The sequence below is a fragment of the Serratia sp. JKS000199 genome (assembly GCF_900215455.1).
GTDB classification, from domain to species: Bacteria; Pseudomonadota; Gammaproteobacteria; order Enterobacterales; family Enterobacteriaceae; genus Serratia; species Serratia ureilytica.
Genome location: NZ_LT907843.1, coordinates 4,650,150 through 4,672,232, shown reverse-complemented (window position 1 = coordinate 4,672,232; position 22,083 = coordinate 4,650,150). Strand labels below are relative to the sequence as shown.

Annotated in this window: 14 protein-coding genes, 5 tRNA genes, 3 rRNA genes and 1 other RNA gene; 2 read left to right on the top strand and 21 right to left on the bottom strand. The window is 53.0% G+C overall.

Annotation, left to right across the window (positions count from 1 at the left end):
- Nucleotides 1–117: 117 nt before the first annotated feature.
- The 13 genes from rpoB to CPH57_RS22060 all read right to left on the bottom strand — a co-directional run bounded on the left by rpoB (nucleotide 118) and on the right by CPH57_RS22060 (nucleotide 10,071).
- Nucleotides 118–4,146, bottom strand: a complete 4,029-nt coding sequence (gene rpoB, locus CPH57_RS22120; RefSeq protein ID WP_004929900.1) for a DNA-directed RNA polymerase subunit beta — start codon at nucleotides 4,144–4,146, stop codon at nucleotides 118–120.
- Between the two features lie 332 nt (nucleotides 4,147–4,478).
- Complete coding sequence (gene rplL, locus CPH57_RS22115) at nucleotides 4,479–4,844, bottom strand: 50S ribosomal protein L7/L12 (RefSeq protein WP_004929903.1); 366 nt, start codon at nucleotides 4,842–4,844, stop codon at nucleotides 4,479–4,481.
- Between the two features lie 63 nt (nucleotides 4,845–4,907).
- On the bottom strand, nucleotides 4,908–5,405 hold the full coding sequence (gene rplJ, locus CPH57_RS22110) for a 50S ribosomal protein L10 (protein ID WP_004929905.1): 498 nt from the start codon (nucleotides 5,403–5,405) through the stop codon (nucleotides 4,908–4,910).
- Between the two features lie 338 nt (nucleotides 5,406–5,743).
- Entirely contained in the window at nucleotides 5,744–6,448 is a 705-nt protein-coding gene (gene rplA, locus CPH57_RS22105) for a 50S ribosomal protein L1 (protein ID WP_004929908.1), read from the bottom strand.
- 3 nt (nucleotides 6,449–6,451) lie between these two features.
- Nucleotides 6,452–6,880: a 50S ribosomal protein L11 gene (rplK, locus tag CPH57_RS22100; protein WP_015376316.1), complete on the bottom strand. Its 429-nt coding sequence runs from the start codon at nucleotides 6,878–6,880 to the stop codon at nucleotides 6,452–6,454.
- A gap of 165 nt (nucleotides 6,881–7,045) precedes the next feature.
- Nucleotides 7,046–7,591, bottom strand: a complete 546-nt coding sequence (gene nusG, locus CPH57_RS22095) for a transcription termination/antitermination protein NusG (RefSeq protein ID WP_004929914.1) — start codon at nucleotides 7,589–7,591, stop codon at nucleotides 7,046–7,048.
- Between the two features lies 1 nt (nucleotide 7,592).
- Nucleotides 7,593–7,976 (bottom strand): preprotein translocase subunit SecE, encoded by a 384-nt coding sequence (gene secE, locus CPH57_RS22090; RefSeq protein WP_004929916.1) that lies wholly within the window; start codon nucleotides 7,974–7,976, stop codon nucleotides 7,593–7,595.
- A 259-nt stretch (nucleotides 7,977–8,235) separates the two neighbouring features.
- The gene (gene tuf / locus CPH57_RS22085) at nucleotides 8,236–9,420 is read right to left on the bottom strand and encodes an elongation factor Tu (protein WP_015376315.1); all 1,185 of its coding nucleotides are present in this window, start codon (nucleotides 9,418–9,420) and stop codon (nucleotides 8,236–8,238) included.
- A gap of 109 nt (nucleotides 9,421–9,529) precedes the next feature.
- Nucleotides 9,530–9,605, bottom strand: a tRNA-Thr gene (locus CPH57_RS22080).
- Nucleotides 9,606–9,611: 6 nt separating this feature from the next.
- Nucleotides 9,612–9,686, bottom strand: a tRNA-Gly gene (locus CPH57_RS22075).
- Between the two features lie 37 nt (nucleotides 9,687–9,723).
- Nucleotides 9,724–9,839: non-coding RNA, RtT sRNA (locus CPH57_RS22070), on the bottom strand.
- 46 nt (nucleotides 9,840–9,885) lie between these two features.
- Nucleotides 9,886–9,970: transfer RNA gene (locus CPH57_RS22065), tRNA-Tyr, on the bottom strand.
- Between the two features lie 25 nt (nucleotides 9,971–9,995).
- Nucleotides 9,996–10,071, bottom strand: a tRNA-Thr gene (locus tag CPH57_RS22060).
- Between the two features lie 396 nt (nucleotides 10,072–10,467).
- Here CPH57_RS22060 and CPH57_RS22055 point away from each other — a divergent pair.
- Together CPH57_RS22055 and coaA are read left to right on the top strand one after the other, a co-directional pair.
- Nucleotides 10,468–11,016: a GNAT family N-acetyltransferase gene (locus tag CPH57_RS22055; protein ID WP_033644356.1), complete on the top strand. Its 549-nt coding sequence runs from the start codon at nucleotides 10,468–10,470 to the stop codon at nucleotides 11,014–11,016.
- A gap of 219 nt (nucleotides 11,017–11,235) precedes the next feature.
- The gene (gene coaA / locus CPH57_RS22050; protein ID WP_025304936.1) at nucleotides 11,236–12,186 is read left to right on the top strand and encodes a type I pantothenate kinase; all 951 of its coding nucleotides are present in this window, start codon (nucleotides 11,236–11,238) and stop codon (nucleotides 12,184–12,186) included.
- A gap of 48 nt (nucleotides 12,187–12,234) precedes the next feature.
- Here the strand turns inward: coaA and birA are convergent, their stop codons facing one another.
- The 8 genes from birA to trkH all read right to left on the bottom strand — a co-directional run bounded on the left by birA (nucleotide 12,235) and on the right by trkH (nucleotide 22,082).
- Nucleotides 12,235–13,197 carry a bifunctional biotin--[acetyl-CoA-carboxylase] ligase/biotin operon repressor BirA gene (gene birA, locus CPH57_RS22045; RefSeq protein ID WP_033644354.1) on the bottom strand — a complete coding sequence of 321 codons (963 nt, stop codon included), beginning with the start codon at nucleotides 13,195–13,197 and terminating at the stop codon, nucleotides 12,235–12,237.
- Nucleotides 13,194–14,231, bottom strand: coding sequence for a UDP-N-acetylmuramate dehydrogenase (murB, locus tag CPH57_RS22040; protein ID WP_033644353.1), 1,038 nt, complete (start codon nucleotides 14,229–14,231; stop codon nucleotides 13,194–13,196). Before murB ends, birA begins: the two co-directional genes overlap by 4 nt.
- A 377-nt stretch (nucleotides 14,232–14,608) precedes the next feature.
- Nucleotides 14,609–14,724, bottom strand: a 5S ribosomal RNA gene (gene rrf / locus CPH57_RS22035).
- A gap of 99 nt (nucleotides 14,725–14,823) precedes the next feature.
- Nucleotides 14,824–17,731 (bottom strand): 23S ribosomal RNA (locus CPH57_RS22030).
- Nucleotides 17,732–17,970: 239 nt separating this feature from the next.
- Nucleotides 17,971–18,046, bottom strand: a tRNA-Glu gene (locus CPH57_RS22025).
- A gap of 88 nt (nucleotides 18,047–18,134) precedes the next feature.
- Nucleotides 18,135–19,676 (bottom strand): 16S ribosomal RNA (locus CPH57_RS22020).
- Together the 16S, 23S and 5S rRNA genes with 1 tRNA gene alongside form the textbook arrangement of a ribosomal RNA operon.
- 399 nt (nucleotides 19,677–20,075) lie before the next feature.
- A complete protein-coding gene (gene hemG, locus CPH57_RS22015) occupies nucleotides 20,076–20,609 on the bottom strand; it encodes a menaquinone-dependent protoporphyrinogen IX dehydrogenase (protein WP_033652659.1) in 534 nt (177 codons plus the stop codon).
- A gap of 21 nt (nucleotides 20,610–20,630) precedes the next feature.
- On the bottom strand, nucleotides 20,631–22,082 hold the full coding sequence (gene trkH, locus CPH57_RS22010; protein WP_004934492.1) for a Trk system potassium transporter TrkH: 1,452 nt from the start codon (nucleotides 22,080–22,082) through the stop codon (nucleotides 20,631–20,633).
- Between the last annotated feature and the right edge of the window lies 1 nt (nucleotide 22,083).

The window sequence follows — 22,083 nt, the reverse complement described above, 5'->3', positions numbered from 1 at the left end:
GATTGGCTCCTGTCGGAGTTAAACCTGTTGGGCACCCACAACCGCAGTAGGTACCCGTGTGACCTGAACAACCACCCTCAGGCTCCCTTAGGCGGGGAGCCTGAGCCGGAATGACGATTACTCGTCTTCCAGTTCGATGTTGATGCCGAGCGAGCGGATTTCTTTCAACAGTACGTTGAAGGATTCCGGCATGCCTGGCTCCATCCGGTGATCGCCATCCACGATGTTTTTGTACATCTTGGTACGGCCGTTAACGTCATCCGACTTAACGGTGAGCATTTCCTGCAGGGTATAAGCCGCGCCGTATGCTTCCAGTGCCCACACTTCCATCTCACCGAAGCGTTGACCACCGAACTGCGCTTTACCACCCAGAGGCTGCTGAGTAACCAAGCTGTAAGAACCGGTTGAACGGGCGTGCATTTTATCGTCAACCAAGTGGTTCAGTTTCAGCATGTACATATAGCCGACAGTAACCTGGCGCTCGAATTGCTCACCGGTACGGCCATCGAACAGCGTGATCTGACCGGAGGTCGGGATACCGCCCATTTCCAGCAGCTTCTTGATTTCAGTCTCTTTCGCACCGTCAAACACCGGCGTTGCGATCGGCATACCTTTTTTCAGGTTCTCTGCCAGACGCAGCACTTCGTCGTCGCTGAAGGTGTTCAGGTCAACTTTCTGGCAAACATCGTCGCCCAGATCGTAGGCCTTCTGGATGAACTCACGCAGCTTGGCCACTTCCTGCTGCTGCTTCAGCATCTGGTTGATCTTCTCACCGATGCCTTTCGCAGCCATACCCAGGTGGGTTTCCAGGATCTGACCGATGTTCATACGTGATGGTACGCCCAGCGGGTTCAGTACGATGTCTACCGGCGTGCCGTTTTCATCGTAAGGCATATCTTCGATCGGGTTGATCTTGGAGATAACACCCTTGTTACCGTGGCGGCCCGCCATCTTGTCACCCGGTTGGATCTGACGTTTAACGGCCAGATAAACCTTGACGATTTTCAGTACGCCCGGCGCCAGATCGTCGCCCTGAGTGATCTTACGACGCTTGGCTTCCAGCTTCTTCTCGAAGTCGGATTTCAGTTCGTCATACTGCTCAGCCAGCTGCTCCAGCTGGTTTTGCTTCTCTTCGTCGGTCAGGCCCAGTTCCAGCCAGCGATCGCGCGGCAGCTTGCTCAGCTTGTCGGCTTCGATGCCACCGGCAACCAGTACCGCGTGGATACGCGCAAACAGGCCGGCTTCCAGGATCTGCAGTTCTTCAGTCAGGTCTTTCTTCGCCTGCTTCAGCTGCATCTCTTCGATTTCCAACGCGCGCTTGTCTTTTTCCACGCCATCGCGGGTGAAGACCTGCACGTCGATAACCGTACCGGAAACGCCGTTCGGCACACGCAGAGAAGAGTCTTTAACGTCAGACGCTTTCTCACCGAAGATCGCACGCAGCAGTTTCTCTTCCGGCGTCAGCTGGGTTTCGCCTTTAGGCGTTACCTTACCGACCAGGATGTCGCCGCCGGTCACTTCAGCACCGATATACACGATACCGGACTCATCCAGCTTGGAGAGCGCCGCTTCACCCACGTTAGGGATGTCGGCGGTGATCTCTTCAGGCCCCAGCTTGGTGTCGCGAGACACGCACGCCAGTTCCTGGATGTGGATGGTGGTGAAGCGATCTTCCTGCACCACGCGCTCGGAGACCAAGATGGAGTCTTCGAAGTTGTAGCCGTTCCAAGGCATGAACGCTACGCGCATGTTCTGGCCCAGCGCCAGTTCGCCCAGGTCTGTCGATGGGCCATCCGCCAGCACGTCGCCGCGCTCGATTGGCTCACCCAGATTCACACACGGCATCTGGTTGATGCAGGTGTTCTGGTTAGAACGGGTGTACTTGGTCAGGTTGTAAATATCGATACCTGCTTCGCCCGGGTACATCTCGTCTTCGTTAACTTTGATAACGATACGGGAAGCATCCACGTACTGGATCACACCGCCGCGTTTGGCAACGGCGGTTACGCCGGAGTCAACCGCTACAGCGCGTTCCATACCGGTACCGACCAGCGGCTTATCGGCGCGCAGGGTTGGTACGGCCTGACGTTGCATGTTCGCACCCATCAATGCACGGTTGGCGTCATCGTGTTCCAGGAATGGAATCAGTGAAGCACCAACGGAAACAACCTGCTGGGTGGATACGTCCATGTAGTCAACCTGGTCGCGGCTGAACAGGCTTGATTCGCCTTTGCTGCGGCAGGTGACCAGGTCTTCTACGAAGCGGCCTTCTTCATCCAGGTTGGAGTTCGCCTGGGCGATAACGAAGTTGCCTTCTTCAATAGCAGACAGGTAGTTGATTTCATCGGTCACCACGCCGTCACGCACGCGGCGGTACGGGGTTTCCAGGAAGCCATACTCGTTAGTCTGTGCGTACACGGACAGGGAGTTGATCAGACCGATGTTTGGACCTTCCGGCGTTTCGATTGGGCACACGCGGCCGTAGTGGGTCGGGTGTACGTCTCGAACTTCAAAGCCGGCGCGCTCACGGGTCAGACCGCCCGGGCCCAGTGCGGAGATACGACGCTTGTGCGTGATCTCGGACAACGGGTTGTTCTGGTCCATGAACTGGGACAGCTGGCTGGAGCCGAAGAACTCTTTCACCGCCGCCGAAATCGGTTTGGCGTTGATCATGTCCTGAGGCATCAGGGTATCCAGATCGCCCAGAGACAGACGCTCTTTCACCGCACGCTCAACACGCACCAGACCTACGCGGAACTGGTTCTCGGCCATTTCGCCGACGGAGCGGATACGACGGTTGCCCAAGTGGTCGATATCGTCCACTTCGCCCTTGCCGTTACGGATATCGATGAGCTTCTTCATCACTTCGATGATGTCGTCTTTGCTCAGGATGCCCGAACCTTCGATCTCGTCGCGCAGCAGAGAACGGTTGAACTTCATACGGCCAACCGCGGACAGATCGTAGCGGTCTTCGGAGAAGAACAGGTTCTCGAACAGGCTTTCGGCAGCTTCGCGCGTTGGCGGCTCACCAGGGCGCATCATGCGGTAGATTTCTACCAGCGAGCTCAGACGATCGTTGGTCGGATCGACACGCAGCGTTTCAGAGATGTACGCGCCGTGGTCCAGATCGTTGGTGAACAGCGTTTCGATGCGCTTGTGGCCGGACTGGCTCAGCTTGGCCAGCAGATCCAGCGACAGCTCCATGTTGGCTGCGCAGATCAGTTCGCCGGTATTGGTATCGATATAGTCTTTCGCGACCACTTTGCCCGCGATGTACTCTACCGGTACTTCAATGCTCTGAATGTCGTCTTTTTCCAGCTGACGGATATGACGAGCGGTGATGCGACGGCCTTTCTCTACGTAGATCTTGCCGTTGGCTTCGATATCGAACGAAGCGGTCTCACCACGCAGGCGCTCTGGCACCAGCTCCATCTGCAGCTTGTTGTCGCGGATTTCGAAGACGATCTTGTCAAAGAACAGGTCGAGGATCTGTTCAGTGGTGTAGTTCAGCGCGCGCAGAATGATGGTCGCAGGCAGTTTGCGGCGACGGTCAATACGCACGAACAGGTTGTCTTTCGGATCGAACTCGAAGTCCAACCATGAACCGCGGTAAGGGATGATGCGTGCGTTGTACAGCACTTTACCCGAGGAGTGGGTTTTACCCTTATCGCTGTCGAAGAATACGCCAGGACTACGGTGCAACTGAGATACGATAACCCTCTCAGTACCGTTGATCACAAAGGTGCCGTTTTCGGTCATGAGCGGAATTTCGCCCATGTAGACTTCTTGTTCCTTGATGTCTTTGACCGTACCTTCAGGCGCTTCGCGCTCATAGATAACCAGGCGCAGTTTTACGCGCAGCGGTGCAGAGAACGTCACACCACGGATCTGGCACTCTTTGACGTCGAAGACCGGCTCACCAAGACGGTAGCTAACGTATTGCAGCTCCGAATTGCCACTGTAGCTCTGGATAGGGAAAACAGAACGGAATGCGGCTTCAAGGCCGTACTGCCCTTCTGGATCTTGCTCGATAAACTTCTGGAACGAGTCAAGCTGGATAGAAAGGAGATATGGTATGTCCAGCACTTGTGGACGTTTACCAAAATCCTTACGAATACGTTTTTTCTCGGTATAGGAGTAAACCATAGGGTTCCTCAGCTCGCTGATCAGTGACCCAATCTGTCCGTCCGATTAGGGACAGTTCATGCAACACCGTTTTGTCGACCGGAAAGCGGGAACACTTTCCGCAATATCTCTTGCTATCACGCTTAAACCATTTCATCGCGCCTTCCCCCAGAACTCCTGGTAGTGCAAAGACCGCGGTATATTAAGTCGTCGATAGAAACAAACATTGGGAGGCGAAACCAGCAGCCAAACAGTGTGAAACGCTACTGGCGCCCTACAGCGCAAAAAGGCTGGTGACTAAAAAGTCACCAGCCATCAGCCTAAAAGACTAGGCTGCAACCGGAAGGGTTGGCTTATTTAACTTCAACTTCTGCGCCAGCTTCTTCCAGAGATTTTTTCAGAGCTTCTGCGTCATCTTTGCTCACGCCTTCTTTCAGAGCGGCTGGAGCAGATTCAACCAGGTCTTTAGCTTCTTTCAGACCCAGGCCGGTAGCGCCACGTACTGCTTTGATAACAGCAACTTTGTTAGCGCCTGCAGCTTTCAGGATAACGTCGAATTCAGTTTTCTCTTCAGCAGCTTCAGCTGGGCCAGCAGCTACAGCTACAGCAGCAGCAGCAGAAACGCCGAATTTTTCTTCCATAGCGGAAACCAGTTCAACAACATCCATTACGGACATAGCGGCAACTGCTTCCAGGATTTGGTCTTTAGTGATAGACATAACAATTGTTCCTAAAATTCAGAAATAGTTTAAATACGTTAGCAAAGGCTAAGAAAGAGTGGCTTACGCCGCTTCTTTCTGATCGCGTACTGCAGCCAGAGTGCGAACCAGTTTGCCGGCAGCGGCTTCTTTCATGGTTGCCATCAGGCGTGCGATCGCTTCTTCGTAAGTTGGCAGCGTCGCCAGGCGGTCGATTTGCGCCGCTGGGATCAGCTCACCTTCAAAGGCCGCAGCTTTAACCTCGAATTTTGCATTCGCTTTCGCGAACTCTTTGAACAGACGAGCAGCAGCGCCCGGGTGTTCGTGAGAGAATGCAATCAAGGTTGGACCGACAAACGTGTCTTTCAGGCATTCGAATGGAGTGCCTTCAACTACGCGACGCATCAGGGTGTTGCGAACAACACGCATGTAAACGCCAGCTTCACGACCTGCTTTACGCAGTTCAGTCATTTTATCTACGGTAACGCCGCGGGAATCCGCAACAACCGCAGACAGCGCGCCTTTGGCTACTTCGCTGACTTCAGCAACAATCGCTTGTTTGTCTTGAAGATTTAATGCCATTAGCTTTTTGCTCCTGGATTAGCCGGGGAAAATCCCCCGGAACTCACTTCACTCGGCGCTTTGTAAAACGCCACGCCGAGCGGCTTAACACGGTGAGCAGAATCCAGCAAAGACATTCTTTTATAAAAAAGAAAAATTTTCTTAGGCTCTGTCACCGTCTACGCAGGAAGGATTAAGTATCTTGCGATACACCTGCGGTCTTGGACGGAGGCCTGGATAGGCCAGGCTCCAACCGAAAAATCTTTGTTTTGCCTACGGCATAGCCAATAGCAAAACCTTGGGGCATAAGATTCTAGACAAATCTCGGCCCCAAGTCAAAGCGATAATCGCAAGTGCGATTAGTTCGCTGCGGCAGACAGACCGCTTTGATCGATAGCAACGCCAGCACCCATGGTGGTGGAGAGGCTAACTTTCTTGATGTACATGCCTTTCGCCTGAGAAGGTTTTGCTTTTTTCAGCGCAACCAGCAGGGCTTCCAGGTTTTCTTTCAGTTTGTCTGCGTCGAAATCAACCTTACCGATAGTGGTATGGATGATGCCGTTTTTGTCGTTACGGTAGCGAACCTGACCTGCTTTAGCGTTTTTCACTGCTTCAGCAACGTTCGGAGTAACGGTACCCACTTTCGGGTTTGGCATCAGGCCGCGTGGACCCAGGATCTGGCCCAGTTGACCTACAACGCGCATTGCATCCGGGGAAGCAATAACAACGTCGAAGTTCATTTCGCCTTTCTTGATCTGCTCAGCCAGATCGTCCATACCTACCAGCTCTGCGCCGGCAGCTTTCGCTGCTTCAGCGTTAGCGCCTTGGGTAAATACGGCAACGCGAACGGAACGACCGGTGCCGTGTGGCAGAACGGTAGCGCCACGAACGTTTTGGTCAGATTTACGAGCGTCGATGCCGAGGTTAACGGCAACGTCAACGCTTTCTACGAATTTAGCGGTGGCCAGCTCTTTCAGCAGAGCAACAGCTTCAGTGATGTCATACTGTTTAGTAGCATCAACTTTGTCACGGATCACGCGCATGCGCTTGGTCAGCTTAGCCATCTCTTAATCCTCCACTACCAGGCCCATGGAACGAGCGGTACCTTCGATGGAGCGAGTCATCGCTTCAACGTCAGAACCAGTCATGTCCGCAGCTTTGGTTTCTGCGATTTCACGTACCTGAGCACGGGTCACTTTACCTACTTTGTCTTTGTTCGGCTTACCGGAACCAGACTTGATACCAGCCGCTTTTTTCAGCAGAACTGCTGCTGGCGGGGTTTTGGTAACGAAAGTGAAGGAGCGATCAGAATAAACGGTGATAACAACCGGAATCGGCAGACCTTTCTCAACGCTGTCAGTTTTAGCGTTGAATGCCTTACAGAATTCCATGATGTTAACGCCCTGCTGACCCAGAGCTGGACCCACTGGTGGGCTCGGGTTAGCCATACCAGCTGCAACTTGCAGCTTGACGTAGGCTTGTACTTTCTTAGCCATTTAAATTTCCTCGGTTTGGGTAGTATCGCCTCGTGAGAGGCTCCCCGTGTTTAACCTCGCCAGACAAACATCAGGCAAGGCATCTAAAAACAAAAGGCGCGAAATTGTAGTTCAATTTCGCGCCTTTGACAAGCGGCAACGGACCGCTTATTGCTGATTATTCGATCAGCCTTTTTCAACCTGGCTGAAGTCCAGTTCCACCGGCGTTGCACGGCCGAAGATGGAAACGGAAACTTTCAGGCGGCTCTTCTCGTAATCGACTTCTTCGACCACGCCGTTGAAATCGGCAAACGGGCCGTCGTTGACGCGCACCAGCTCGCCCGGTTCGAACAGCGTTTTCGGACGCGGTTTGTCACCGACCTGCTGCAGGCGGTTCATGATCGCATCAACTTCTTTATCGCTGATCGGCGCAGGACGGTCAGACGTACCGCCGATGAACCCCATGACACGCGGTACGCTGCGCACCAGGTGCCAGCTGGCGTCATTCATCACCATCTGCACCAGCACGTAGCCAGGGAAGAATTTACGCTCGCTCTTGCGACGCTGGCCACCACGGATTTCAACCACTTCTTCCGTAGGCACCATCACTTCGCCGAACAGCTCTTCCATATCGTGCAGTTTGATGTGTTCACGCAGCGATTGCGCTACGCGACCTTCAAAACCGGAAAACGCCTGAACGACGTACCAACGTTTTTTTGGAGCTTCAGACATTTTAGAACCTCAGGCCAGTAATAAACGACACCAGACGGACCAGAATACCATCCAGCCCCCACAGAATCAGTGACATCACGGCGGTTACCGCGGCAACGATCAACGTGGTGTGTAGCGTTTCCTGACGAGTTGGCCAAATCACTTTACGTACTTCGGTACGCGCTTCGCGGGCAAACGCAACGGTAGCTTTGCCTTTGGTGGTCATCAGAGCCACTGCACCTGCAACGGCGATGATCAGCACAACTGCCAGCGCGCGCAATGGCAGGCTTAAATCACGGTAGTAATAGTTACCGACAATAGCCACAACCAACAGAACGGCGACGATCAGCCACTTTGCCGCTTCCAGGCCGCGTCCGCTCCCTTGAGCCTCGGTATTCGCACTCATAAACCAACCTGTCACAATGATGATTCAGAACAAACAACTTTGCCTCGCATTGCGAGGCAAACCAAACCGATCGGATACCGCACTAGCGATATCCCGGTGTTTTACGCCATGACGTATTCAGTCAATACGGTTTAAGAGCCCATCTCACCAATGATTATGACTGCAAAATCGCTGATGAGATAGGTTCTAGTTCACAGCGTAGAAAAAGGGCATCAAATGATGCCCTTTTACCGCGTGTCGCGTCAAACTTTATCAGCGATTAAGCGATAACTTTAGCAACAACACCAGCGCCTACAGTACGGCCGCCTTCACGGATTGCGAAACGCAGACCGTCGTCCATCGCGATTGGGTGAATCAGGGTTACAACCATGTTCACGTTGTCGCCTGGCATTACCATCTCTACGCCTTCTGGCAGTTCGATGGTACCGGTCACGTCAGTAGTACGGAAGTAAAACTGTGGACGGTAGCCTTTGAAGAATGGCGTGTGACGACCACCTTCATCTTTGCTCAGGATGTACACTTCAGATTCGAACTGGGTGTGTGGCTTGATGGAGCCTGGTTTAGCCAGTACCTGACCACGTTCGATTTCTTCACGTTTGATACCACGCAGCAGAACACCTACGTTCTCACCAGCACGGCCTTCGTCCAGCAGTTTGCGGAACATTTCAACGCCAGTACAGGTAGACTTAACGGTGTCTTTGATACCAACGATTTCAACTTCTTCGCCAACTTTGATGATACCGCGCTCAACACGACCGGTAACAACGGTACCACGACCGGAGATGGAGAATACGTCTTCGATTGGCAGCAGGAACGGCTTGTCGATAGCACGCTCTGGCTCTGGGATGTAGCTGTCCAGGGCTTCGGCCAGTTCGATGATTTTCGCTTCCCACTCAGCTTCGCCTTCCAGCGCTTTCAGCGCGGAACCGCGGATCACTGGCAGGTCGTCGCCTGGGAAGTCGTACGCGGACAGCAGTTCGCGAACTTCCATTTCTACCAGTTCCAGCAGCTCTTCATCATCAACCATGTCGCATTTGTTCATGAATACGATGATGAAAGGAACGCCAACCTGACGACCCAGCAGGATGTGCTCACGGGTCTGAGGCATTGGGCCGTCAGTCGCAGCAACTACCAGGATCGCGCCGTCCATCTGAGCAGCACCGGTGATCATGTTTTTCACGTAGTCGGCGTGCCCTGGGCAGTCAACGTGCGCGTAGTGGCGAGTCGGGGTGTCATACTCAACGTGAGAGGTGTTGATGGTGATACCACGAGCTTTTTCTTCTGGTGCGTTATCGATCTGGTCGAAAGCACGTGCAGAACCGCCGTAGGTTTTAGCCAGAACGGTAGTGATCGCTGCAGTCAGGGTAGTTTTACCGTGGTCAACGTGGCCGATAGTACCGACGTTAACGTGCGGTTTTGTACGTTCAAACTTTTCTTTAGACATCGATTGTCCCTCTAAGACACGGATAAATCGGTGGTATCACCACATCAACCAAGCATTTGCTCGTTGAATCCAGAACAGAAAGAAAATCAGGGGGCGAGAAATTAAGAAGTGGTGCTGATAGGCAGATTCGAACTGCCGACCTCACCCTTACCAAGGGTGCGCTCTACCAACTGAGCTATATCAGCACATCTTGGAGCGGGCAGTGGGAATCGAACCCACATCATCAGCTTGGAAGGCTGAGGTAATAGCCATTATACGATGCCCGCATCCTGGAACTCGGCTACCTGATTTTTCTGTAGAATTTTGGGGATAGAGCAGGATTGTTCATCACTCGGCTCGTATCCTTCGGGCCGGCTGCGCCTCGCGCTGCACAACTCGAACCTTGCCGAAGGCTTTCGCCCTCTCCTCCCGCCATCAACCGTTGCGGTGTTTATCGCATCTCAGTTAATCGCCGAAGGCAAGATTTGGTGGTGGGGGAAGGATTCGAACCTTCGAAGTCTGTGACGGCAGATTTACAGTCTGCTCCCTTTGGCCGCTCGGGAACCCCACCAGATTTTAACTACTTGTGACTTGAATGGTGCCGGCTACCGGAATCGAACTGGTGACCTACTGATTACAAGTCAGTTGCTCTACCTACTGAGCTAAGCCGGCATCAAGTGCAGCGCATTCTAGGTAGAGCGGGCGACCTATGCAACAAAAAAATTGCTTTACGCGCACTTTCGCTCATAAATCAGTCAATTTTGCATGCTGTCATGCAATTCGCAGCCTGTGGCGTGCAAACATTCATCACTTGCGGCAATCATTCTCTACAATTTTATCCACTTTTTGCAAGCTTTGAACGCCCCTTTCTCCGTGTCGGGCTTCTCAAAACACGTAACCCACGACGGTAAACCGTGAGCGGGATCGATGCACCAAAAAGAGGATGGCTGCCCTGGTTCGTGGCGTGAACTACACTTATTCCTCGCCCTTTCGCCGTGGCTATGCCTTTTATCGCTCTGGCGCAGTTATTGCTTATCTTCATTACCCCCATATCTGGAGGAATGACCGATGAAAATAGTGCCTATCAACGCCGCTACGCTCCCGATTTATCGCGATGAATTGGCTCGCCTGTTGACCGATGCGGTCACCCACGGCGCTTCAGTGGGCTACGACACCTTAATCCCGCATGAAGACGCCGAGAGTTACTTCCACAGCCTGCGTCCGGCCTTGGCCAAGGGTGAGCTGCTATTGTGGATTGCCCGCGACGAACGCGGCGTCGTTGGCACCGTTCAACTCGAGCTCTGCCAGAAACCGAATGGCCGTAATCGTGCGGAGGTAGTGAAACTGCTGGTTCATAGCCGCGCTCGTCGCAACGGCGTAGGCCTGGCGCTAATGAAGACGTTGGAGCAAGCGGCACTGCAACAGCAGCGCGGGCTACTGTATCTGGATACACAGGCCGGTTCGGCGGCAGAAGCACTTTATCGCAGTCTGGGCTATCGCTGCCTGGGTGAAATGCCTGACTATGCGGCCGGACCCGATGGCTATTACCACTCAACCGTCATTTATTACAAACGTCTGTTCACCGTGACCCCGTCTTCACGCGCTATCGCCAGCTAACCTTCAGGCGGTATCCTGACGCCATGATACCGCCTTGCAACCCCGCTTTATCAACTGCGCGCCGCTTCGCACAATTGACATAAACTGCTGCCTATCGACAACTTTTGCGAAAAAAGTCTACGCCAAAAACGAAGCTGTCTATAATATGCAGCTTGTTTATTCTCTGGAGTTGGCGTCCGGCGCCTTTCCCAACCTGCGTTAACAGGCAGAATTTGGCTTATGATAAAAAGAGATCAATCTTTAGCAACGCCTTACCTACAGTTCGATCGTACCCAGTGGGCTGCGTTGCGAGATTCGGTGCCGCTGACGTTGTCGGAAGAAGAGATCGTTAAACTGAAAGGGATTAACGAAGATCTCTCGTTGGAAGAAGTTGCGCAGATTTATCTGCCGCTGTCACGACTGTTGAACTTCTATATCAGTTCCAACCTGCGCCGGCAGGCGGTACTGGAACAATTCCTCGGCACCGACGGGCAAAAGATTCCCTATGTCATCGGCATCGCCGGCAGCGTAGCCGTCGGCAAGAGCACGACCGCACGTCTGTTGCAGGCGCTGCTGAGCCGCTGGCCGGAACACCGCAGCGTTGAGCTGATCACGACCGACGGCTTCTTGCATCCAAACAAGGTGCTGAACGAACGCGGTTTGATGAAGAAAAAAGGCTTCCCGCAGTCTTACGATATGCATAGCCTGGTGAAGTTCGTGTCGGAAGTGAAATCCGGCGCCAAACGTGTCACCGCCCCGGTTTATTCCCATTTGATCTATGACGTTGTGCCCGAAGGTAATAAAGTCATCGAACAGCCGGACATTCTTATCCTGGAAGGGCTTAACGTATTGCAAAGCGGTATGGATTATCCTCACGATCCGCATCGCGTATTCGTTTCCGACTTCGTCGACTTCTCTATATATGTCGATGCGCCGGAGACGCTATTGCAAAGCTGGTATATCAACCGTTTCCTGAAATTCCGTCAGGGCGCATTTTCCAATCCTGATTCTTATTTCCATAATTATTCAAAATTGCCGGAACCGGAGGCGATTAATATTGCCACGCAATTATGGAATGAAATCAATGGATTGAATTTGCAGCAGAACATACTGCCTACCCGCGAACGCGCGAGCCTGATTATGACCAAAAGCGCCAACCATGCCGTTGAAAGCGTGCGTTTAAGAAAATAAGCCTACCGAACGATCAAGGGGACGCTGCCGTCCCCTTGTCTTTTCTCACTATTCCGCGCTGCGCAGCGATATCTCTCCGCCGATAAAGGGTTTGATTTCCCCTTCTTGTTCCAGCAGGAGTGCACCTTGCGCGTCGATACCCCGGGCGATACCCACAATCTGTCGCTCGCCAATCAGCAGTTTGACCGGTCTGTCGATAAAATTATCCAGCGTGCGCCAACGGCCAATGAATGGCGCCAGCCCATCTATCTCGAATTGTTTTAAGGACTGCCGCAATTCATTAAGCAGAGTGGCGGTCAGCTCATTACGATCGATGTTAATACCGGCTTCTTGCAGGTTGATCCAACCTTGGTTGATCCCACTCGCATTGGTATCCCGCATCGCCAAATTAATGCCGGCGCCGATGACCAACTGAGCCGCGTCGCCGGTTTTCCCCGTCAACTCGACCAAGATCCCTGCCAATTTACGATCGTTCAGGTAAAGATCGTTGGGCCATTTGACTCGCACATCTTTAGCGCCAAGACGCTGCAAGACCTCCGCCATCACCATGCCGATCACCAGGCTCAGCCCCATCGCCGCAGCTGGCCCCTGTTCCAATCGCCAAAACATCGACAGGTATAAATTGGCGCCAAACGGCGAAATCCACTGACGCCCACGACGACCGCGGCCGGCCAGTTGGTACTCAGCGATGCAGGCGTCGCCAGATTGCAGCGTTTCGATACGATCCAGCAAATATTGATTGGTAGAGTCTACGACCGGCAGCACGGTAACTCGCTTGTCGTCCAGCCCTCTAAGAATGCGTTCCGCCTCCAATAGCTGCATGGGAGCAGGCAAGCTGTATCCTTTCCCCGGTACAGTAAAGACATCCAGCCCCCACTCGCGAACGGTTTGAATATGCTTATTGATCGCGGCACGGCTCATGCCCAATGACTCACCGAGCTGTTCCCCGGAATGGAATTCACCGTCGGCCAATAGCGCGATCAGTTTTAACGGGACCTTGGTATCTCTCATGACAGCACCACCACAGCGTTCAATTCGCCAGTTGCGCCAATGAAACGCACCTCAGGTTCCAGCCATACGCCAAATTTATCGGCCACAGTCTTACGGACATGGCGCGCCAGAGCCACCACATCCTGACTATGCGCATTATCGATATTCACCAGCACCAGCGCCTGCTGGCGGTGTACGGCTGCGCCACCGATGCGATACCCCTTCAGTTCGCACTGATCGATCAGCCAGCCAGCGGCCAGCTTCACCTGACCATCCTGCTGCGGATAATGCGGCATGCCGGGATATTGTGTGATGAGTTCTGCGGCTTTCCCCGCGTTCACCAGCGGATTCTTGAAGAAACTGCCGGCATTACCGGTTTCGCGCGGGTCCGGCAGCTTGCTGCGGCGCATGGCACATACGGACTCGAATACCTGAAGTGGCGTCACCGTGGCGGGATCCAGCTTGGCCAGATCGCCATAGCTCAACTTGGGTTGCCACTGCTTGCTCAGACGCAGACCCAGCCCGACAATGGCATGCCCAGTTTGGAAGCGATGTTTGAAAATGCTTTCCCGATAGCCGAAACCACAATCGGCTGCCGGAATGCGATCGATGGCACCCGTAGAGAAGTCCAGCAGGTCGACATACTCACAGACATCTTTCAATTCGACGCCATAGGCACCGATATTCTGGATAGGCGCGGAGCCGGCCAATCCAGGAATCAACGCCAGGTTCTCCAACCCGCAGATCCCGGCCTGCAGCGTATATTGCACCAGATCGTGCCAATTCTCACCGGCGCTGACATGGAGATACCAGGCATCGTTATCTTCTCGAACATCGATGCCCTTCAGTTGGTTAACCATGACCGTACCCGAAAAGTCTTCCAGGAACAGTACGTTGCTACCTTCACCGAGAATCAGCAGCGGCTCCTGACGCTTGCGCGTTTGTTGCCAGACTTTGAGCATCAACTCAATTCTATCGGCGATGACCAGGTGCGCTGCGTTGACCGGGAGCGCAAAAGTATTGTGGTTTTTTAAAGACGCGCTTTCAGTAGACATAACGTTCAGTACCCATGCGGAAATAATCTTTTGCTTAGTCTACTCGATTCGAAGCGTCTGGCTAATATTTGTTTTAATTAACGTGAAATTTATCGAGTAATGCACTGAAGAATTAGGATTTATCTTTGATATAACAGGATAATTCTTATCAACATGTTCATAAATAGGCATTTTTATTATTTAAATAATAATCTTAATCTATCAATTATATATTGAGCTGGTTATTCTCCTGCTCAAAAGCATTATACGTGCTTATGTAAATAAGCAACGTCCGCTGAAATAGGTATTTTTCTAAACAATAGATACGATCAGGGGATTTATTTTACGCATAGCAAAAAGCCCTGAACGTCAGTTCAGGGCTTTCGGCTTTGTTTGATGCCTGGCAGTGTCCTACTCTCGCATGGGGAGACCCCACACTACCATCGGCGCTACGGCGTTTCACTTCTGAGTTCGGCATGGGGTCAGGTGGGACCACCGCGCTATTGCCGCCAGGCAAATTCTGTTTCATTCCAACCGCTTCACTTCCATGAAGCCATCAGAACCAATCTTGGAACGTCGCTGAAAATCTCTCTAAAAACACCTTCGGTGTTGTAAGGTTAAGCCTCACGGATCATTAGTACTGGTTAGCTCAATGCATCGCTGCACTTACACACCCAGCCTATCAACGTCTTAGTCTTAAACGTTCCTTCAGGGGCCTTGAAGGCCCAGGGAAGACTCATCTTGAGGCAAGTTTCGCGCTTAGATGCTTTCAGCGCTTATCTTTTCCGCACTTAGCTACCGGGCAATGCCATTGGCATGACAACCCGAACACCAGTGGTGCGTTCACTCCGGTCCTCTCGTACTAGGAGCAACCCCTCTCAATCTTCCAACGCCCACGGCAGATAGGGACCGAACTGTCTCACGACGTTCTAAACCCAGCTCGCGTACCACTTTAAATGGCGAACAGCCATACCCTTGGGACCTACTTCAGCCCCAGGATGTGATGAGCCGACATCGAGGTGCCAAACACCGCCGTCGATATGAACTCTTGGGCGGTATCAGCCTGTTATCCCCGGAGTACCTTTTATCCGTTGAGCGATGGCCCTTCCATTCAGAACCACCGGATCACTAAGACCTACTTTCGTACCTGCTCGAGCCGTCACTCTCGCAGTCAAGCTAGCTTATGCCTTTGCACTAACCTCACGATGTCCGACCGTGATTAGCTAACCTTCGTGCTCCTCCGTTACTCTTTGGGAGGAGACCGCCCCAGTCAAACTACCCACCAGACACTGTCCTCACCCCAGATTATGGGGCCGAGTTAGAACATCAAACATTAAAGGGTGGTATTTCAAGGATGGCTCCACGCAGACTGGCGTCCACGCTTCAAAGCCTCCCACCTATCCTACACATCAAGGCTCAATGTTCAGTGTCAAGCTATAGTAAAGGTTCACGGGGTCTTTCCGTCTTGCCGCGGGTACACTGCATCTTCACAGCGAGTTCAATTTCACTGAGTCTCGGGTGGAGACAGCCTGGCCATCATTACGCCATTCGTGCAGGTCGGAACTTACCCGACAAGGAATTTCGCTACCTTAGGACCGTTATAGTTACGGCCGCCGTTTACTGGGGCTTCGATCAAGAGCTTCGCCTTGCGGCTGACCCCATCAATTAACCTTCCAGCACCGGGCAGGCGTCACACCGTATACGTCCACTTTCGTGTTTGCACAGTGCTGTGTTTTTATTAAACAGTTGCAGCCAGCTGGTATCTTCGACTGGCTTCAGCTCCATCCGCAAGGGACTTCACCTACATGCCAGCGTGCCTTCTCCCGAAGTTACGGCACCATTTTGCCTAGTTCCTTCACCCGAGTTCTCTCAAGCGCCTTGGTATTCTCTACCTGACCACCTGTGTCGGTTTGGGGTACGATTTAATGTTACCTGGAGCTTAGAGGATTTTCCTGGAAGCAGGGCATCAACTACTTCTGCACCGTAGTGCATCGTCATCACGCCTCAGGGTTAGCATGCAACCGGATTTACCAGGTCACACCCCCTACACGCTTAAACCGGGACAACCGTCGCCCGGCTAGCCTAGCCTTCTCCGTCCCCCCTTCGCAGTAACACCAAGTACAGGAATATTAACCTGTTTCCCATCGACTACGCTTTTCAGCCTCGCCTTAGGGGTCGACTCACCCTGCCCCGATTAACGTTGGACAGGAACCCTTGGTCTTCCGGCGAGCGGGCTTTTCACCCGCTTTATCGTTACTTATGTCAGCATTCGCACTTCTGATACCTCCAGCAACCCTCACAGGCCACCTTCAACGGCTTACAGAACGCTCCCCTACCCAACAACGCCTAAGCGTCGCTGCCGCAGCTTCGGTGCATGGTTTAGCCCCGTTACATCTTCCGCGCAGGCCGACTCGACCAGTGAGCTATTACGCTTTCTTTAAATGATGGCTGCTTCTAAGCCAACATCCTGGCTGTCTATGCCTTCCCACATCGTTTCCCACTTAACCATGACTTTGGGACCTTAGCTGGCGGTCTGGGTTGTTTCCCTCTTCACGACGGACGTTAGCACCCGCCGTGTGTCTCCCGTGATAACATTCTTCGGTATTCGGAGTTTGCATCGGTTTGGTAAGCCGGGATGGCCCCCTAGCCGAAACAGTGCTCTACCCCCGAAGATGAGTTCACGAGGCGCTACCTAAATAGCTTTCGGGGAGAACCAGCTATCTCCCGGTTTGATTGGCCTTTCACCCCCAGCCACAAGTCATCCGCTAATTTTTCAACATTAGTCGGTTCGGTCCTCCAGTTAGTGTTACCCAACCTTCAACCTGCCCATGGCTAGATCACCGGGTTTCGGGTCTATACCTTGCAACTAGTCGCCCAGTTAAGACTCGGTTTCCCTACGGCTCCCCTATACGGTTAACCTTGCTACAAAATATAAGTCGCTGACCCATTATACAAAAGGTACGCAGTCACACCACGAAGGTGCTCCCACTGCTTGTACGTACACGGTTTCAGGTTCTATTTCACTCCCCTCGCCGGGGTTCTTTTCGCCTTTCCCTCACGGTACTGGTTCACTATCGGTCAGTCAGGAGTATTTAGCCTTGGAGGATGGTCCCCCCATATTCAGACAGGATGTCACGTGTCCCGCCCTACTCATCGAACTCACGACCTGTGCATTTTAGTGTACGGGGCTATCACCCTTTACTGCGCGACTTTCCAGACGCTTCCACTAACACACAAGCCGATTCAGGTTCTGGGCTCCTCCCCGTTCGCTCGCCGCTACTGGGGGAATCTCGGTTGATTTCTTTTCCTCGGGGTACTTAGATGTTTCAGTTCCCCCGGTTCGCCTCATGCCACTATGTATTCATGACATGATAGTGTGTCGAAACACACTGGGTTTCCCCATTCGGGTATCGCCGGTTATAACGGTTCATATCACCTTACCGACGCTTTTCGCAGATTAGCACGCCCTTCATCGCCTCTGACTGCCTAGGCATCCACCGTGTACGCTTAGTCACTTAACCTCACAACCCGAAGATGTTTCCATCGTTCGCGCTGCAAACATTTGAGAGACTCTATGACAGGTTACTCTTTATCCCAATACATCTACGGAGGGACAAATTTCAGCCGTCATGTTTCAATTTTCAGCTTGTTCCAGATTGTTAAAGAGCAATATCTTAAACATGACTCGGAAGTCATCTTTAAGATATGGTGTATCGTCAGATACTTGAGACCGCCGCTTTCACCGGGTGGGTCGGAAGCTTGGCGTCCCCTAGGGGATTCGAACCCCTGTTACCGCCGTGAAAGGGCGGTGTCCTAGGCCTCTAGACGAAGGGGACACGACACCGTACTTTTATGACGCTTTTGCTCGTTACTTTTTCATCAGACAATCTGTGTGAGCACGCCACTCGAATCAATATCTTTAGGTAAGGAGGTGATCCAACCGCAGGTTCCCCTACGGTTACCTTGTTACGACTTCACCCCAGTCATGAATCACAAAGTGGTAAGCGCCCTCCCGAAGGTTAAGCTACCTACTTCTTTTGCAACCCACTCCCATGGTGTGACGGGCGGTGTGTACAAGGCCCGGGAACGTATTCACCGTAGCATTCTGATCTACGATTACTAGCGATTCCGACTTCATGGAGTCGAGTTGCAGACTCCAATCCGGACTACGACGTACTTTATGAGGTCCGCTTGCTCTCGCGAGGTCGCTTCTCTTTGTATACGCCATTGTAGCACGTGTGTAGCCCTACTCGTAAGGGCCATGATGACTTGACGTCATCCCCACCTTCCTCCAGTTTATCACTGGCAGTCTCCTTTGAGTTCCCGGCCGAACCGCTGGCAACAAAGGATAAGGGTTGCGCTCGTTGCGGGACTTAACCCAACATTTCACAACACGAGCTGACGACAGCCATGCAGCACCTGTCTCAGAGTTCCCGAAGGCACCAATCCATCTCTGGAAAGTTCTCTGGATGTCAAGAGTAGGTAAGGTTCTTCGCGTTGCATCGAATTAAACCACATGCTCCACCGCTTGTGCGGGCCCCCGTCAATTCATTTGAGTTTTAACCTTGCGGCCGTACTCCCCAGGCGGTCGATTTAACGCGTTAGCTCCGGAAGCCACGCCTCAAGGGCACAACCTCCAAATCGACATCGTTTACAGCGTGGACTACCAGGGTATCTAATCCTGTTTGCTCCCCACGCTTTCGCACCTGAGCGTCAGTCTTCGTCCAGGGGGCCGCCTTCGCCACCGGTATTCCTCCAGATCTCTACGCATTTCACCGCTACACCTGGAATTCTACCCCCCTCTACGAGACTCTAGCTTGCCAGTTTCAAATGCAGTTCCCAGGTTGAGCCCGGGGATTTCACATCTGACTTAACAAACCGCCTGCGTGCGCTTTACGCCCAGTAATTCCGATTAACGCTTGCACCCTCCGTATTACCGCGGCTGCTGGCACGGAGTTAGCCGGTGCTTCTTCTGCGAGTAACGTCAATTGATGAACGTATTAAGTTCACCACCTTCCTCCTCGCTGAAAGTGCTTTACAACCCGAAGGCCTTCTTCACACACGCGGCATGGCTGCATCAGGCTTGCGCCCATTGTGCAATATTCCCCACTGCTGCCTCCCGTAGGAGTCTGGACCGTGTCTCAGTTCCAGTGTGGCTGGTCATCCTCTCAGACCAGCTAGGGATCGTCGCCTAGGTGAGCCATTACCCCACCTACTAGCTAATCCCATCTGGGCACATCTGATGGCAAGAGGCCCGAAGGTCCCCCTCTTTGGTCTTGCGACGTTATGCGGTATTAGCTACCGTTTCCAGTAGTTATCCCCCTCCATCAGGCAGTTTCCCAGACATTACTCACCCGTCCGCCGCTCGTCACCCAGGGAGCAAGCTCCCCTGTGCTACCGCTCGACTTGCATGTGTTAAGCCTGCCGCCAGCGTTCAATCTGAGCCATGATCAAACTCTTCAATTAAAAGCTTGATGTGCTTCCACTCGAGAAGCGATGCTCAAAGATTTACTGCATGAATTTTACTTCAGTTAGTCACTCTTCAAGACTTGATATTTTTTTGCATCCGAAGATGCTGGATATCGTCTTGTGGAGTGCCCACACAGATTGTCTGATAAATTGTTAAAGAGCAGTGAGTTAGGCGCTTTCGCTTGCTAACTCGAGGTGGCGTATATTACGCTTTTCACCCGGAGAGTCAAGCGTTTATTTCGCTTTCCTCTCGCTGACCCGGCGGCTTGTCAGTCGTTGTTCCCGGTCAGTGGAGGCGCATTATAGGGAGTTCTCGGCGGGCCGCAACCCCTAATTGCAAAAAACTTTTCAAGCGCGGATTTTTTCGGCAAAACGCTGGCCAAACCCGCATTTTTGTCACTTTTCGTACTGAATCTGGCTAAATTCCTGGGCGAAACGATCGACTTGCTGCCAATCTGTGTACTCAACTTCCTTACTGGTATCCGTTTCTCCACCGGTCATACGCATAATAAATTGAATCATGATGCGGTCGAACCAGCGATAACGTGGATAACGCAATGCCCCGGCAAACACCGCGCACTGTTTTGGCTGCCACGGCGACGCCAACAGGAACTTACGGGTATAGGCGTTGGTTTGCGGCGAACGCTTTTCCGGTTTGCGTGCGGTCAGATTGACGGCAAAGAATGCGCTGGGCATCCGATTCAACTGTTCGGCATGACGTTTAACGAATTTATCCAGCACCGGGTTAAAGTGCCCGTAGCGAATAGAAGCGCCGATCATCACCTGCTGATACTGGCTAAGGTCGATCTGTTCCGCCTGCAACAGATCGATAACCTCACAGCGCAGCGTATCCTGCAATTTGCTTGCTATATAAGAAGCGATAGCACGTGTTTGCCCGTCACGGCTCGAATAAAGTATCAATGCCTTCATGGCGTACTCCTTATAACAGGCTCACTCACGCCAGAAGGTTGGCGTGAACAGCACCAGCAATGTAAACACTTCCAGGCGCCCGAACAGCATCGTCACCACCAGGATCCACTTGGCCGCCGCCGGCATCGTGGTGAAGTTGTCCGCCACCACGCCCAGACCAGGACCAAGGTTATTCAGCGTTGCCGTCACTGCGGCAAACGCGGAGAAATCATCAACGCCGGTCGCAATGATCGCCAGCATGCTGACGATAAACACCAGCGCATAGGCGGAGAAGAATCCCCACACTGCTTCCAGAATACGTTCCGGCAGTGCGCGATTGCCCAATTTGATGGTATAGACCGCGTTGGGGTGCACCAGCCTTTTCAATTCGCGCGAGCCCTGCAGGTACAACAGCAGAATACGGATCACCTTCAGGCCGCCGCCGGTCGAACCGGCGCAACCGCCGATGAATGCCGAACACAGCAACAGCATCGGCAGGAACAGCGGCCACTTGGCGATGCTGTCGGTCGTAAAACCGGCCGTGGTCGCCATCGATACCACCTGGAAGAACGCCTGATTGAGCGTTTCCATACCGCTCTTATAGACGCCATGTCCCCAGAGCACCAACGTGCACACCACCACCAGCGTCAGTTGAACGAAGATAAACATGCGGAATTCAGGATCGCGCCCATAGACCTTCAGACTGCGGCCGCTTAGCAAAGCGAAGTGCAGACCGTAGTTACAGCCGGAAATCAGCAGGAACACGGCAATGATGGTGTTGATGGTCGGGCTGGCGTAATAACCGATACTGGCATCGTGGGTAGAAAACCCGCCAATGGCGATGGTCGAGAAACTGTGGCCGATGGCGTCGAACACCGACATCCCGGCCCCCCAGAGCGCCAGCGCACAGGCGACGGTCAGCAACACATAGATTAGCCACAGGGTTTTGGCGGTTTCGGCAATACGCGGACGCATCTTGTTATCTTTCAGCGGCCCGGGCATTTCCGCCCGATACAGCTGCATGCCCCCGACGCCGAGTATCGGCAGTATCGCCACCGCCAACACGATGATCCCCATCCCGCCCATCCATTGCAGCATTTGGCGATAGAACAGGATGGCCTTAGGCAACGAGTCCAGCCCCACCAGCGTCGTTGCGCCGGTAGTCGTCAATCCCGAGAAGGATTCAAAGAAGGCGTCGGTCAGCGACAAATTAGGACGTTCCGAAAACAGGAACGGCAATGCCCCCACGCTGCCCAGCACGGTCCAGAACAGCACGACGATCAAGAAACCTTCACGCGGCTTCAGCTCGTGTTTCTGCTTACGGTTCGGCCACCACAGCATCAGCCCGATGGTCAACGCCACGAAGAACGTTTGGCTGAACGCTCGCCCCGCCCCATCGCGATAAATCAATGCCACCAGGCCGGGAATAAACATCGTCCCGGAGAACAGGATGACCAGAAGACCAACGATACGGGTTATGGCGCGAAAATGCATT

What these genes read in the sequence shown, in the direction of transcription:
- rpoB (WP_004929900.1), bottom strand. Translation starts at nt 4,146, where the DNA reads ATGGTTTACTCCTATACCGAGAAAAAACGTATTCGTAAGGATTTTGGT.
- rplL (WP_004929903.1), bottom strand. Translation starts at nt 4,844, where the DNA reads ATGTCTATCACTAAAGACCAAATCCTGGAAGCAGTTGCCGCTATGTCC.
- rplJ (WP_004929905.1), bottom strand. Translation starts at nt 5,405, where the DNA reads ATGGCATTAAATCTTCAAGACAAACAAGCGATTGTTGCTGAAGTCAGC.
- rplA (WP_004929908.1), bottom strand. Translation starts at nt 6,448, where the DNA reads ATGGCTAAGCTGACCAAGCGCATGCGCGTGATCCGTGACAAAGTTGAT.
- rplK (WP_015376316.1), bottom strand. Translation starts at nt 6,880, where the DNA reads ATGGCTAAGAAAGTACAAGCCTACGTCAAGCTGCAAGTTGCAGCTGGT.
- nusG (WP_004929914.1), bottom strand. Translation starts at nt 7,591, where the DNA reads ATGTCTGAAGCTCCAAAAAAACGTTGGTACGTCGTTCAGGCGTTTTCC.
- secE (WP_004929916.1), bottom strand. Translation starts at nt 7,976, where the DNA reads ATGAGTGCGAATACCGAGGCTCAAGGGAGCGGACGCGGCCTGGAAGCG.
- tuf (WP_015376315.1), bottom strand. Translation starts at nt 9,420, where the DNA reads ATGTCTAAAGAAAAGTTTGAACGTACAAAACCGCACGTTAACGTCGGT.
- CPH57_RS22055 (WP_033644356.1), top strand. Translation starts at nt 10,468, where the DNA reads ATGAAAATAGTGCCTATCAACGCCGCTACGCTCCCGATTTATCGCGAT.
- coaA (WP_025304936.1), top strand. Translation starts at nt 11,236, where the DNA reads ATGATAAAAAGAGATCAATCTTTAGCAACGCCTTACCTACAGTTCGAT.
- birA (WP_033644354.1), bottom strand. Translation starts at nt 13,197, where the DNA reads ATGAGAGATACCAAGGTCCCGTTAAAACTGATCGCGCTATTGGCCGAC.
- murB (WP_033644353.1), bottom strand. Translation starts at nt 14,231, where the DNA reads ATGTCTACTGAAAGCGCGTCTTTAAAAAACCACAATACTTTTGCGCTC.
- hemG (WP_033652659.1), bottom strand. Translation starts at nt 20,609, where the DNA reads ATGAAGGCATTGATACTTTATTCGAGCCGTGACGGGCAAACACGTGCT.
- trkH (WP_004934492.1), bottom strand. Translation starts at nt 22,082, where the DNA reads ATGCATTTTCGCGCCATAACCCGTATCGTTGGTCTTCTGGTCATCCTG.